The following is a 12,326-nucleotide window of genomic DNA, read 5'->3' as shown; positions in this document are numbered from 1 at the left end:
CACCTACATTAAGTATAAGTCAACGTTGTTGTCAGTGTCATTACGGTCCGCGGAACACGACGGTCTTGTTGCCGTCCACGAACACACGGCGCTCGATATGGAACTTGACCGCCGTGGCCAGCGCCAGGCATTCGTTGTCGCGCCCCACGCGGGTCAGCTGGTCGACCCGGTAATTGTGGTCCACGCGCGTGAGCACCTGTTCGATGATCGGGCCTTCGTCCAGGTCGGGCGTGGCATAGTGGGCCGTTGCGCCGATCAGCTTGACGCCCCGGTCGAACGCCTGCTGGTACGGCTTGGCGCCCTTGAACCCGGGCAAAAATGAGTGGTGGATGTTGATGCACTTGCCGGCCAGGCGGCGCGCCAGCCCATCCGACAGGATCTGCATATAGCGCGCCAGGACCACGAGTTCGGAGTCGGTCTCGTCGACGATTTCCAGCAGGCGCGCCTCTTGCTGCGCCTTGTTGTCCTTGGTGACCGGCAGGAAGATGAAGCGGATGCCTTCGCGCTCGACCATCGGGCGCAGGTCGAGGTGGTTCGATACGACCGCCGTGATCGACAGATTGAGTTCGCCCGTACGGCGGCGGTACAGCAGGTCGTCCAGGCAGTGGTCGGTCTTCGAGACCATGATCACGGTGCGCACCGGGTCGAGTGGATCGTAGATTTTCCAGCCCATGTCCAGGCGCGTCGCGACCATGCTGTCGAATTCGGTGCGGATGGCGTCGATGGCCGGCGACTTGTCCTGCTGGCGGAATACGGCGCGCATGAAGAAGCGTGCGGTGGAATCATCGTCGAACTGCTCGAGCGCGCAGATATAGCAATCGCGTTCGGCCAGGAACGTCGCAACGGCCGCGACGATGCCGATGCCGGCCGGGCAGCTGGCGTGGAGAATGTATTCGGGGCGGGTTGACGGCGTGGCTTCGCTGGTGCTGCGCATGCTGGTTCCTGTCGGTGATGAGTCGATGTTGTCAAGACAGCTAGAATGCGCGATGCCAGGACGGGCGTCAAGCGCATGCTACGATGCGCGTTTTTTCGCCCTACCATCTCTCATGTCGATCTCCCTGCGCCCGATGCTGTCCACCGATCTCGATGCCGTGCTGCGCATCCAGGCCGCCTGTTATCCGGCCGCGATGCAGGAGCCTGCCGCGGTGGTGGCAAGCCGGATAGCGGCGGCGCACGGCACCTGTCTGGTTGGCCTTCACGAGGGCAGCGTGCGCGGCTATTTGTTCACCTATCCGTCGCGCCTGGGGCTGGTCACGGAGCTGAACGCCCCGTTCACCGTTTCGGACCAGCCGGACACCCTGTACCTGCACGACCTGGCAATCGAAGCGTGCGCACTGGGGCGTGGGATGGCGCGCGCGCTGGTGGACGACGCATTGCGTTGCGCGCGCACGCTCGGACTGGCACATGCGGCCCTGGTATCGGTGCAGGACAGCGCGCGATTCTGGCATGCGCTGGGCTGGCGCGCCGCCTCGACGCAGTGCGCCGGCCTGCACACCTATCCGCCCGGCGCGCTGTACATGGTGCGCACGCCCGCCTAGCGTTTATTTCACCCGGCGCACTTTGGCCGAGCTGTTACCGCCATCGACTTTCAGGAACAGCGTGCCAAATACGTTGCGCTCGATGGTCACCGCCGCATCCTTCGTGCGCGGCAGGACGGCGTCGCTGCCGTCGATGACGCGCCAGACCTGGCCATTGGCCAGGCGGATCTGCGAGCCGGGGCCCCAGCCATCGAAGTCGCCCACGACCGTGCTGCGGATGGACGCTGGCTGCGCCTCACGCTGCTTGACTGCTTCCAGCCCGAAGTTCTGTTCCGGCGTACGGGTCGGTGTAGTGGCAGCAGCAGTGGCAGCAGCAGCGCCCGGACCGGTGGCGCCGACAGGAATCGCGTCGTAGCACGCCACGCGCATGGCGGTGTCGCTCAGGGTCCGGCATTTGAGCAAGGCGGCATCGTCGGCAAGCGCAGTACTGCTGGCGGTCAGCAGGGCGAGCATGAGGACGGGCAGGGGCAGGGCTTTCATCGGGGTCCTTCGGGTAAGTGGAGTCGCGCCCCGGCGTCGGGGCGCCCACGATTATAGGGGATGCGCCGGACGGCGGTAGCTGCAGAACGGGCGCGGGTGATCCCAGCATTGACCATTGCGATTGTGACATCCTTTGTCGGATAATTTGACACGTTGACGCCGCAACCTACGCATCCGTCATAAATGTTGTTTAGAATCAAGGGGATGCTGGAACGGGATTCATGGGCGCGATTCTTGCTGAGGTACCGTAGGACCTTTCCGAGGAGATCACTGATGACGCGCATTGCCCTCATCGTCGCATTGCTGGCTGCCACTCTGGCACTGCCGGCCCAGGCCGCGGTTACCTACAGCTGGCAGCAAGTGAGCGCGTCCAGCTCGATGCCTACCGGCCTCAACCTGGAACTGGCGTTCTCCGACGAAGCCGTCGCCGCCGGTTCGCTGTACCTGAATATCCGTAACGAATGCGACATCGGTCCGCCATGCCTGGATCCGCAGTCGAGCCTATTGTCGCTGCGCTACTGGTTCGATCATCCGACCGTCAGCGGCCAGCACAACCTGATCGACTACGGCTACCTCACGCCGCCGCGCAATTATTACGACCGCATCGTCATGGACGTGACATTTCTGGCGGGTGGCCTGCTCGGCGGCAGCATCTTCGCCTCGGATGGCAATTCCGACTTTCGCATGGTGAGCCAGGGCGCGCTGTTCAGCGTGACCGACGCCAACAGCGATGAGCCGTTCGGGTGCGGTCTCCAGTATCCCGACTGCAGTGGCGCCAGCGGCATGCTGATGGCTGCGGCCCCGGAAGCGATCGCGGTGCCGGAACCGGCCACGGGCGCCATCGTCGGCCTCGGCCTGGTGGCGGCCTGGTGGGCGCGCCGGCGTCAGCGGTCGGCGCGCAGCAAAGCCTGATCAGCAGCGCCTGATCAGCAGCGCCTGATGCAGGGTCGGCGTCGTCAGTTCGCCGGCGCCAGCAAGGCCGCAGTGTCGGCCGCGCCCATCTTGATCGCTGCATCGTAGGCGGTCGTGCCGGCCCCATCACGCGCTGACGGGTCGGCGCCGCGTTCCATCAGCAGCTTGGCAATGGCGACGCGGTTGAACATTGCGGCGAACATCAGCGCCGTGCGGCCGGACGGGCCGGCAAAGTCCGGCAACGCGCCCTTGTCAAGCAACAGCGTCGTGACCGCCAGGTCGCCCTTGAACGCCGCGCCGTGCAACGGCGTTTGGCCAGCATCGTTGATCAGGTGCGGATCGGCGCCGTGCTCGAGCAATACCCGCGTCGCCTCCAGGTGGCAGTGGTAGCTGGCCAGCATCAGGAGGCTGTCGCCTTTTTCGTTGCGCAGGTTCGGCGGCAGGCCGCGCGACAGGAAGGCGGCGAGGTGATCGGCGTCGCCTGAGCGCGCGTACTGGAACATATTGCGCGCCATGTTCAGCGCGGCTTCGTCCAGTTCGGCTTTGGTCGGCGTCGCGCCTTGGTCGTTCGTGTGCATTGCGTGCTCCGGGTCAGGATAAAGGTTGATTAAAACACATCTTAATCCGGCGCGTGGTCTATGCACTCTGGCGTGCGGCCGCATGCCTGGTGGCTTCGTGGATCCAGACCGGCAGCGCCAGCGCTGGCAGCAGCATGCCGACCAGCAGCGCCGCGTGCCAGCCATACGACGCATATACCCAGCCGCCCAGCGCGGAACCGACCGCGCCGCCGGCAAAGAACAGCGCGAAGTACAGACCGTTCAGCCGGCTGCGCATGTCGGCGCCCAGCGCGAACAGCGCGCGCTGGCCCAGCACCAGGTTGGCGGCGACCGCAGCGTCCAGGGCGATGGCGGCCACGGCCAGCAAGCCGAGCGCGACCGGTTTTGACGCCGGTGCAAACAGGGGCAGCAGGAAGCTCAGCGCGCCGACAACCAGGGCAACGGCAGTGGCTTGCAGCGTGTGGCCGGCATCGGCCAGGCGCCCGGCAACAGGCGAGGCCACGGCGCCGGCCATGCCGACCAGGGCAAACAGCGCGATCCCGTTCTGTGTGAGGCCGAAGGCGGGGCCGGCCAGCGCTTGCGGGGCCACGGTCCAGAACAGGCTGAAGGCGCCGAACAGGCCAGCGTGATACAGCGCGCGCTGGCGCAGCACCACGGTTGTTGCCAGCAACGGCCACAGCGAGCCGATCAGGCGCCGGTACGGTTGTGTCGCCGTTGGCTGGCGCAGCGGCAACTTCAGCTGCAGGACCACGGCCAGCAGGGCAACCAGCGCGGCGGCGATCCCGAACACGGTTTGCCATCCGCCCAGGCCTGCGAGCACGCTCGCGACCGGCCGCGCCACCATGATGCCCAGCAGCAGGCCACTGACCACCTTGCCGACGATCTGGCCGCGCGTGGCTTCCGGCGCCAGGTGCGCGGCAAACGGCACCAGCACCTGGGCCACCACGGCACCGAGGCCGATGGTCAGCGCGGCCAGCAGGAATGCCCACGCGGTGGTGGCGGTGGCCGCGACCAGCAAGGCAGCGCTCGTGACGAGAAGACCGGTGACGATCAGGCGCCGGTTTTCCACCAGGTCGCCCAGCGGCACGATGAACAGAAGTCCCAGCGTGTAGCCGATCTGGGTCAGCGTGACGATCAGCCCGGCCGCTGCCGGCGGCAGGCCCAGCGCAGCGCCGATCGGGCCGACGAGCGGCTGCGCATAGTAGAGATTGGCGACGATGATGCCGGCGGCAGCTGCCAGTAGCATGACCATGCCGGACGAGATGGATGATGACCTGGGGGTGTTCATGGCGAACTCCATGGAATTGAGTGAGGGAATGACGCCATGGTAGCCAGTTCGCCCATAAAGATAATCAGGGCATAATGCGCTTATACCATTCACTTTATATGAACAATCATGGACAAGGTGAAAGCGATGCAGACGTTCGTGCGCATCGTCGAGGCGAACAGTTTTACGCGCGCGGCCGAGTCGCTGGACTTGCCACGTGCCTCGCTGACGGCGACGCTGCAAAATCTCGAACGCTATCTGGGCGCACAACTGCTGCAGCGCACGACGCGCCGGTTGTCACTGACGCCCGAGGGCGAGCGCTACTACGCCCACTGCAACGCCATCCTGGCTGCCATTGACGACGCCGAAGCCGACTTTCTGGGCGAGCACGCGGGCCGGATGCAGGGCCGGCTGCGCGTCGATCTGCCGGGCTCGCTGGGCCGCGCGATCGTGCTGCCGCGCATTGGCGAGTTTCGCCAGGCATATCCGGCGCTCGATCTCACCATCAGCCTGGGCGACCGCCTGGTCGACCTGACCGCCGAAGGAATCGATTGCGCGTTGCGCGTGGGCGACTTGCCCGATTCCAGCCTGGTCGCACGCCGGATCGGCCTGATGCGCTTTGTCATTGCTGCCACGCCCGGCTACTTGGCGAAACGGGGCACGCCTGCAACGGTCGATGCGTTGGCCCAGCACGATGCGATCGTGCATTTCTCCGGCCGCACCGGCCGCGCGTTCGAGTGGACGCTCGCGGGTGAAGAGAAAGAAGAGGGCACGGGGAGCGTAGTCCGGGTGGCCATCGATGGCGGCATCGCCGTGAACGATGCCGAGGCCAACTTGCTGTGCGCGCTGCAGGGACTGGGGCTGGCGCAACTGGCGCGCTACCAGGTGCGCACGCACGTGGCGCAGGGCGCGCTGGCCGTCGTGCTGCCCGCCATGTGCCCGACGCCGATGCCGGTGTCGCTGCTGTACCCGCGCGGGCGCATCGCCAATCCCCGCCTGCAGGCATTTGCCAGCTGGCTGGCCGGGGTGTTCGAGGCCGACCCCGATCTGCGCCTGGCGGATGCCTAGCGCCGCTTCATCCGCTGCTCAGAAGTCCACGTTCATCGACAGCCACAGGCGGCGCCCGTCAAGATTGTTGACGTAGACGCTGCTGTAGGTCGGCGCTGCCGCCGGCGTTGCGCGATACGGCCGGTAGTCGATGAAATCTTTATCCAGCAGATTGTAGATCGCGGCATTGAGCGTGATGGCCGGCGTGACCTGGTAGCTGGTGCCAAGGTGCAGCATCGTGTAGCCCTTAAAGTCGCCCAGTGCATCCCGCGCCGCGCGGGTGGCGGCCGACGTCCCCGGATCACGAAAACGCTCGCTGCGGTATTCGGCGCGCAGCCACGCATTCCAGTCGGGCGACACGTCCCACGTCAGGCGCGCATTGAACGCGTGCTTCGGTGTGTCGGACAGCGGTTTGCCGGCATTCTCGCCGCTTTCCTGTTCGCTGTCGGTGTACGTGTAGTTGGCGCTGGCGGCCCAGCCGGCCGCGAGCGGGAAGCGGGTGGCGAATTCAACGCCGCGCGTGACGGCCTCGTCGACATTGATCGACTGGCCGAAGGCGTCGACGTTCGGCCAGTTGCCGAAGCTGACGCAGCCCGGCCGGTTGGGCGCCGGGCGGTACGTGCAATTAATCAGGCCAGTACCGCTGGTGATCTTGTCCTTGAAATCGTTGTTGAACACGGTGGCGTTGGCGGTCCAGCCGACGCCATTGTCGAAATAGGCGCCCAGTTCGGTGGTGACACTGGTTTCAGGTTGCAGGTTCGGGCTGCCCACGAGCGGGATCGTGCCCTGGCCACCGAAGCCGTTGATGCCGGGGGTGAGCTGCTCGACGCGCGGGGTCTTGTAACCCTTGCTCACGCCGCCCTTGACGGTCCAGCGGGGCGAGGCGCTCCAGACCAGGTAGCCGCGGGGGCTCGTCTGGCCGCCGAAGATGCTGTGGTCGTCGTAGCGCGCACCGATCGTCAGCGACACCCGCTCATGCAGGCGCCACTCGTCTTCGACAAACAGGGCTTTCTGCGTGAAGGCGAATGCTTGCGGCGCGACGCCGTCGATCATCTCGGCATCCCAGTGCTGGGCGCCGATGGTGGTCAGGTGCGCGCCCCATGGCATTAGCAGCTTCGTATCGAACACCTTGCTCTCGACTTCCAGCGTGCGGGGCGTGCCCGGTACCGCGCCCGGCGTACCCGGCGTACCCGGCGTACCCGGCGGAATCGTGCGGCCGATGGTTTCCGTGTTGTTCACCATATAGCTGCTGTCCCAGGTACCGAACGGCAGGCGCGCCTTGTACGACAGCGTGGTTTGCTCGCGGTTGTATTTCTGCTGTGGCCCGTAGCCGCCCGTGCCCAGCGTACCAAGCTGGCCACGCGTGTTGTTATAGGTCTGACGCGTCCTGTCGGCGTCGAGCACCAGTTCATGGTTGCGATGCGGGGTGAACGCCAGCCGCGCGCCCACGTTGTCGATCTTCTGCTTGACGGGGTTCGCGTTCTGGACCAGCGGCCGGGCCGGATTGATCTCGTCGTACGAGATGCTGGCCTCGTCGCGGCGCAGGGTACTGCCGCGCAGCGAGAGCCCCAGCACGTCGGCCTTGAGCGGGCCGCTCAGGTAGAACCTGGCGCCCTTGACGTCGCCGAACTGGGCGTCCTCCTGCAGCGTGTAGTCGGCTGCCACCGAACCGGCCCAGCGCTTGCCGACCTTGCGCGTGATGATGTTGATCACGCCGCCCATGGCGTCCGAGCCATACAGCGTCGACATCGGACCGCGGATGACTTCGATGCGCTCGATGGCGCTGACAGGCGGCATGAAGCTGGTCGAGGTGCCGCCGAAGCCATTTGGCGTGACGTTGCCGGCCGCGTTCTGACGCCGGCCGTCGATCAGGATCAGCGTGTAGTCGCTCGGCATGCCCCGGATGCTGATGTTCATGCCGCCGGTCTTGTCACCGGCTGCGCCGACGTCGATGCCTTCCACGCTTTCAAGCGCCTGCGCCAGATTGCCGAATCGCTCTTTTTCGAGCTGTTCACGGGTCAGCACTGTGATCGAGGCAGGCGCTTCACGGATCGTCTGCTCGAAGCCGGCTGCCGTCACGACCACGGTCGGCATGGTTGCCGGCAAATCGTCAGCAGACAAGGTTGCGGCAAAACCGGCGAGCGGCATGGCGCCGATGGCCAGACTCAATAGGGTGCGGGCACACCGCGGGGCAGGCAAACGATCAGTCATTCTTCAGGCATCCTTTTTATCATTCGAAGCAAATTTCTGCGTAAACACGTAAAAACAGGTAAATTCCGCAGAACGGCGTCATTCTAATTGGTAATGCGAATCATTCCCATTCAAATTTAATGACGAGCGTGTCGGAGGCTGGTCATGCGGCGCCGTGCAGCCCATGCCGATGGGGTTTCCCGCTATGATGTCAGGTGGTGCCCGCCAGGGCGCCTGCGCCTTGCGATCAACCCAGCCACTGGAGCATCATGAAGAAATACCTGACCCTGACACTGGCAGCGACCTTTGCCGTCGCCGCCATCCCCGCCGCCCAGGCGAACCCCGACCTGGCCAAGGCCCGGGCCTGTATGGCTTGCCACGCCGTCGGCACCAAGCTCGTCGGGCCGGCCTACAAGGATGTCGCGGCCAAGTACGCAAAGGATGCCGGCGCCGAAGCGCGCCTCGTCCAGAAGATCCAGAAAGGCAGCAGCGGCACCTGGGGGCCGATCCCGATGCCGGCCAATCCGCAGGTGACGGACGCTGAAGCCAAAGTGCTGGCGAAATGGATCCTGGCGCAGAAATGATCTGTCGGCGGCCCCGACGCGGGCCGCCATGACCGTGCCTGGCGCGTTCTTTGCATATAAGCAATGAACTCAACGCCAGGAGCGGCCGATGTTCTTGCAGAACGATGTCCTTGAATACCGCGATCCCCCGGGCCATCTGGTGCGGATCCTGTGGATCGACGTCACGCAGTCCGTGGCCTATACCTTTGCACTGCGGCGCCCAAGCGCGACACCGCGCAGCACGCCGCTGCACGTGCTGGTAGCGGACGTGTCGACGCGGCGCGCCCGGTTGCTGCTCGCTGACCCTTGCCGCGCGCCGCGCGTCGATGCGCCATCCGGCAAACACCACCTGCTGCAGATGAAGGCGTGGGATGCCGTCACGGCCTTGCATCAAGACTTGCCGCAGCTCTATCTGCCGCGTCCGCGCGCAGCCCTGCTCAGCGCCTACAGTTGCGCCCACGGGATCTCCGTCGCCAGCCTCATGCGCTACCTGCGCCGCTACTGGGAGCGGGGCCAGACAATCGACGCGTTGCTGCCCGATTACGCCAACTCCGGCGCGCGTGGCAAGACGCGGGCGGCCAGCGCCGGCGTCAAGCGCGGCCGTCCGCGCAATGGTGCGACGAGCAGCGCCAATGCGGGGACGAATACCGACGCTGCGCTGCGGGCGCTGTTCCTGGCCGCTGCTGCACAGTTTGCCACCACCCATCCGCGCTTCTCGCGGCCGGCAGCGTACCGCCAGATGCTGCGCGAGCACTTCGCCGATTACCCCCGCGGCGCGATTCCTAGCTATGGCCAGTTCAACTACTGGCTGGAACGCGACGACATCGATCGCATCCAATGAAGTGCGTATTTACGCCACAATGGTGCAGTCACGATTTGGCATGCTCCCGGCACGTGCGTGGGGCCGATATGCTGGCTGAGCACGATCCTGGGCGGGTCAGGATAAATAAAGTATCGACGCGGTATGCGACGCGAATCCCGCCTGCTGCGTTACGTTTGTCAATACGACCGGAAAATCACCCTACCGGAATCTTGTTCGCAGGATTGCGCTTACGCCGGGCTTACGTTCGGCAGAAAAGGCGCTGTACTTTATTTTAATATCGTTGGTATTGACGATTTCATCAGTCACTTGGCACAGGTATTGCTGATAGGCCATTAGTTGTACGGTCTTTCAGTAACGCCAAGTGGAGGTAGCAATGAAACGTTTGACACCGTCGTTGACCCGACGTGAGTTTTTGTACCGCGCCGCTGCCGTTGGCGGTTCAGCGCTGTTGATGGGCTCGATGAATGCCTGGGGCATGGGGATTGCCTCCCGGACCACGACGCCGCCCGTGCTCGCTGGCTCTGGCAAAGCTAAAAAAGTCGTCGTGCTGGGCGCCGGTCTGGCCGGCCTGACGGCAGCCTACGAATTGGGCAAGCTGGGCTACGAAGTCCACGTACTCGAGGCGCGGCCCTATGCGGGCGGGCGCTGCCAGACGGCGCGCAAGGACTTCAAGCTGCACGAACTGGGCGGCGAGGCCCAGCAGTGCCGCTTCGACGCGGGCCAGTACATCAACCACGGCCCGTGGCGCATCCCGCTGGATCACCAGTCCACGCTCTACTACGCGCGCCAGTTCAAGGTGCCGCTCGAAGTGATGGTCAACGAGAATGACCATGCGTACGTGTATCTCGAGGATGGCGGGCCGCTGTCGAAGCAGCGCCTGCGCGGCGCCCAGATCAAGGCCGACATGCGCGGCCATGTCGCCGAACTGCTGGCCAAATCGGTCACCGGCCACGCGCTCGACACGCAACTGACCGGCGACGACCAGCGCCTGCTGCTCGATTACCTCAAGCACGAAGGGGCGCTGGACGCGGCCGACCTGGCCTACAAGGGCCGCAGCGGCCGTGGCTTTGCCACCAACCCCGGTGCGGGGCTGGTGCCCGGCGCCGGCACGCCGTCCGATCCGCTGGCGTTTCACGATCTGCTGGCCGCCCGGGTCGGCAAGGTCTACAGCGCCGTGCAGGAGTTCCCGATGCACGCCACGATGTTCCAGCCGGTCGGCGGCATGGACGCGATCCCACGCGCCTTCGCCAGCCGGCTGGGCGGCCGCATCCGCTACCACGCCGAAGTCCAGCGCATCCGCCAGGGCGACGACAAGGTCACGATCGACGTGCGCGACACGGCCAGCGGCGCGCTCTCGCGCGTCACGGCCGATTATTGCGTGTGCACGGTGCCGCTGTCGGTGCTGCGCATGATCGATACCGATTTCTCCGACGGATTCAAGGCCGCGATCAAGGCCGTCCCGTACGCGCCGGTCGGCAAGATCGGCCTGCAGATGGGACGGCGCTTCTGGGAAGAAGACGACCACATCTACGGCGGCCACGTGCTGACCGATCTGAAAGGGATCAACACGATCTCGTTGCCGTCCGGCGGCTGGCAGCAGAAAAAGGGTGTCGTGCTGGGCTACTACCACTACGCGCTCGACGCCATTGAAGTCAGCGGGATGACCCCTGGCGAGCGGACCGAGTTCGCCCTCGCAGCCGGCGAAAAGATCTTTCCTGCCTACCGTGCAAGCTACGAGAGCAGCTTCTCGGTTGCCTGGCACCGCGTGCAGTACAGCCTGGGCGGCTGGGCCGAATGGACCGACGCTGCGCGCAAGAGCGCCTACCCGATTTTGCTCGACGGCGAGCGCCGGGTGCTGCTGGCCGGCGAACACCTGAGCTACCTGACCGGCTGGCAAGCCGGCGCCATCGAATCGGCATGGCAGCAGGTCGAGACGCTGCACCGGAGGGCCAGCGCATGAAGAGTCCAAGCCTTGCACTCGTCATTGTCTGTTCATTGGCTGGCACGGTCCAGGCCCAGGCACCCGCGCCGGCCGACGGCAAGACCCTGTTCGCCAAAAATTGCGCGGCGTGCCACCAGGCCAATGGCCGCGGCATTCCCGGCGCGTTCCCGGCGCTCGTCGCCAGCCCGGTCGCCATCGGGCCGGCCGATGCGGCGGCCGAGGTGCTGCTCAAGGGGCGCGGCGGCATGCCCGATTTCAGCACCAGCCTGGATGACGCCGATATCGCCGCCGTGCTGACCTATGCGCGCAGCAGCTGGGGCAACCGTGCGCCGCCAATCACCGGCGCCGAGGTCACCATGCGGCGCGCGGCGCTGCAGGTCGCACCGGCGGGCGACAGCCGCTTCGGCAACAAGCACTGAGGCTCTTCCTTTCCTTTCTTTTCCTTCCCATGCCCATGAAAGACGATCCAATGACCTTTGCCGCTCTCCGCTCTACCTCGTGCCTGGCCGCTGCGCTGTTGCTGGCGCCGGCCATTGCCAGCGCCGCAGCCACGGACATCGTGCGCCACAAGATCCCGAACTCGGATTTCCCGATCGCCCTGGCCGTGTCGGTGCCGCCCGGCGCGACGATCCACTTCATCAGCGGTCAGGTGCCGCCCATCGTCGACAAGGCGGCTGGCCCCGACACCATCGCAGCCTTTGGCGACACCAAAACGCAGACGGTCGGCGTGCTCCAGAAGATCAAGGAGATCCTCGCCGGCATGGGGCTTGGCATGGGCGACGTCGTCAAGATGCAGGTGTTCCTGGTGGGGGATCCGGCGCAGAAAGGGCGCGCCGACGTCACCGGCTTCATGGCCAGCTACACCCAGTTCTTTGGCGGCGCCCAGCCCAACCTCCCGGCGCGCGCGGTGATGCAGGTGGCGGGCCTGAGTAATGCCGGCTGGCTCGTGGAAATCGAAGTCGTGGCAGCGAAGAAGTAAGCGGCGCGGCCCGCGCCGGGCCACGCCA

General features: G+C 65.5%; 13 protein-coding genes. 8 read left to right on the top strand and 5 right to left on the bottom strand.

What is annotated here, in order from left to right:
* Positions 1 to 40: 40 nt before the first annotated feature.
* Complete coding sequence (gene purU, locus ACZ0AJ_RS08900) at positions 41 to 934, bottom strand: formyltetrahydrofolate deformylase (protein ID WP_258834275.1); 894 nt, start codon at positions 932 to 934, stop codon at positions 41 to 43.
* Between the two features lie 112 nt (positions 935 to 1,046).
* Between purU and ACZ0AJ_RS08895 the strand changes: the two genes are divergently transcribed.
* Positions 1,047 to 1,538: a GNAT family N-acetyltransferase gene (locus ACZ0AJ_RS08895; protein ID WP_499453969.1), complete on the top strand. Its 492-nt coding sequence runs from the start codon at positions 1,047 to 1,049 to the stop codon at positions 1,536 to 1,538.
* A 3-nt stretch (positions 1,539 to 1,541) separates the two neighbouring features.
* Here ACZ0AJ_RS08895 and ACZ0AJ_RS08890 read toward each other — a convergent pair whose 3' ends face one another.
* Positions 1,542 to 2,018, bottom strand: coding sequence for a hypothetical protein (locus ACZ0AJ_RS08890; protein ID WP_499454562.1), 477 nt, complete (start codon positions 2,016 to 2,018; stop codon positions 1,542 to 1,544).
* A gap of 273 nt (positions 2,019 to 2,291) precedes the next feature.
* Here ACZ0AJ_RS08890 and ACZ0AJ_RS08885 point away from each other — a divergent pair, with 273 nt between their 5' ends.
* Complete coding sequence (locus ACZ0AJ_RS08885) at positions 2,292 to 2,930, top strand: PEP-CTERM sorting domain-containing protein (protein WP_499453966.1); 639 nt, start codon at positions 2,292 to 2,294, stop codon at positions 2,928 to 2,930.
* Positions 2,931 to 2,974: 44 nt separating this feature from the next.
* Here ACZ0AJ_RS08885 and ACZ0AJ_RS08880 read toward each other — a convergent pair whose 3' ends face one another.
* Positions 2,975 to 3,508 carry an ankyrin repeat domain-containing protein gene (locus ACZ0AJ_RS08880; protein WP_499453965.1) on the bottom strand — a complete coding sequence of 178 codons (534 nt, stop codon included), beginning with the start codon at positions 3,506 to 3,508 and terminating at the stop codon, positions 2,975 to 2,977.
* 58 nt (positions 3,509 to 3,566) lie between these two features.
* Positions 3,567 to 4,775 carry an MFS transporter gene (locus ACZ0AJ_RS08875; RefSeq protein ID WP_499453964.1) on the bottom strand — a complete coding sequence of 403 codons (1,209 nt, stop codon included), beginning with the start codon at positions 4,773 to 4,775 and terminating at the stop codon, positions 3,567 to 3,569.
* Between the two features lie 108 nt (positions 4,776 to 4,883).
* On the opposite strand from ACZ0AJ_RS08875, the gene ACZ0AJ_RS08870 reads away from it, so the two are divergent.
* Positions 4,884 to 5,822 carry a LysR family transcriptional regulator gene (locus tag ACZ0AJ_RS08870; protein WP_499453962.1) on the top strand — a complete coding sequence of 313 codons (939 nt, stop codon included), beginning with the start codon at positions 4,884 to 4,886 and terminating at the stop codon, positions 5,820 to 5,822.
* Positions 5,823 to 5,840: 18 nt separating this feature from the next.
* Here ACZ0AJ_RS08870 and ACZ0AJ_RS08865 read toward each other — a convergent pair whose 3' ends face one another.
* Entirely contained in the window at positions 5,841 to 8,012 is a 2,172-nt protein-coding gene (locus ACZ0AJ_RS08865; RefSeq protein ID WP_499453960.1) for a TonB-dependent receptor domain-containing protein, read from the bottom strand.
* 248 nt (positions 8,013 to 8,260) lie between these two features.
* Between ACZ0AJ_RS08865 and ACZ0AJ_RS08860 the strand changes: the two genes are divergently transcribed.
* The 5 genes from ACZ0AJ_RS08860 (at position 8,261) to ACZ0AJ_RS08840 (ending at position 12,298) form a co-directional block, all read left to right on the top strand.
* The gene (locus tag ACZ0AJ_RS08860; protein ID WP_499453958.1) at positions 8,261 to 8,575 is read left to right on the top strand and encodes a c-type cytochrome; all 315 of its coding nucleotides are present in this window, start codon (positions 8,261 to 8,263) and stop codon (positions 8,573 to 8,575) included.
* 88 nt (positions 8,576 to 8,663) lie between these two features.
* Entirely contained in the window at positions 8,664 to 9,395 is a 732-nt protein-coding gene (locus ACZ0AJ_RS08855) for a hypothetical protein (protein ID WP_499453956.1), read from the top strand.
* Positions 9,396 to 9,750: 355 nt separating this feature from the next.
* Positions 9,751 to 11,337: a flavin monoamine oxidase family protein gene (locus ACZ0AJ_RS08850; RefSeq protein ID WP_499453955.1), complete on the top strand. Its 1,587-nt coding sequence runs from the start codon at positions 9,751 to 9,753 to the stop codon at positions 11,335 to 11,337.
* Positions 11,334 to 11,738, top strand: coding sequence for a c-type cytochrome (locus ACZ0AJ_RS08845; protein ID WP_499453954.1), 405 nt, complete (start codon positions 11,334 to 11,336; stop codon positions 11,736 to 11,738). The genes ACZ0AJ_RS08850 and ACZ0AJ_RS08845 overlap by 4 nt, the downstream gene beginning before the upstream one ends.
* A gap of 35 nt (positions 11,739 to 11,773) precedes the next feature.
* Positions 11,774 to 12,298, top strand: a complete 525-nt coding sequence (locus ACZ0AJ_RS08840) for a RidA family protein (RefSeq protein WP_499453953.1) — start codon at positions 11,774 to 11,776, stop codon at positions 12,296 to 12,298.
* Positions 12,299 to 12,326 lie beyond the last annotated feature (28 nt).

The organism is Telluria sp. AC161 (assembly GCF_979258535.1).
Note: the sequence above shows the minus strand (reverse complement) of the source record. Positions and strands in the feature narration are given on the sequence as shown.

Excerpts from the sequence above, each read along its gene's own strand:
- ACZ0AJ_RS08865 (WP_499453960.1), bottom strand. The coding sequence starts at position 8,012 with ATGACTGATCGTTTGCCTGCCCCGCGGTGTGCCCGCACCCTATTGAGT.
- ACZ0AJ_RS08860 (WP_499453958.1), top strand. The coding sequence starts at position 8,261 with ATGAAGAAATACCTGACCCTGACACTGGCAGCGACCTTTGCCGTCGCC.
- ACZ0AJ_RS08890 (WP_499454562.1), bottom strand. The coding sequence starts at position 2,018 with ATGAAAGCCCTGCCCCTGCCCGTCCTCATGCTCGCCCTGCTGACCGCC.
- ACZ0AJ_RS08875 (WP_499453964.1), bottom strand. The coding sequence starts at position 4,775 with ATGAACACCCCCAGGTCATCATCCATCTCGTCCGGCATGGTCATGCTA.
- ACZ0AJ_RS08840 (WP_499453953.1), top strand. The coding sequence starts at position 11,774 with ATGAAAGACGATCCAATGACCTTTGCCGCTCTCCGCTCTACCTCGTGC.
- ACZ0AJ_RS08885 (WP_499453966.1), top strand. The coding sequence starts at position 2,292 with ATGACGCGCATTGCCCTCATCGTCGCATTGCTGGCTGCCACTCTGGCA.
- ACZ0AJ_RS08850 (WP_499453955.1), top strand. The coding sequence starts at position 9,751 with ATGAAACGTTTGACACCGTCGTTGACCCGACGTGAGTTTTTGTACCGC.
- ACZ0AJ_RS08845 (WP_499453954.1), top strand. The coding sequence starts at position 11,334 with ATGAAGAGTCCAAGCCTTGCACTCGTCATTGTCTGTTCATTGGCTGGC.
- ACZ0AJ_RS08895 (WP_499453969.1), top strand. The coding sequence starts at position 1,047 with ATGTCGATCTCCCTGCGCCCGATGCTGTCCACCGATCTCGATGCCGTG.
- ACZ0AJ_RS08880 (WP_499453965.1), bottom strand. The coding sequence starts at position 3,508 with ATGCACACGAACGACCAAGGCGCGACGCCGACCAAAGCCGAACTGGAC.
- ACZ0AJ_RS08855 (WP_499453956.1), top strand. The coding sequence starts at position 8,664 with ATGTTCTTGCAGAACGATGTCCTTGAATACCGCGATCCCCCGGGCCAT.
- purU (WP_258834275.1), bottom strand. The coding sequence starts at position 934 with ATGCGCAGCACCAGCGAAGCCACGCCGTCAACCCGCCCCGAATACATT.
- ACZ0AJ_RS08870 (WP_499453962.1), top strand. The coding sequence starts at position 4,884 with ATGGACAAGGTGAAAGCGATGCAGACGTTCGTGCGCATCGTCGAGGCG.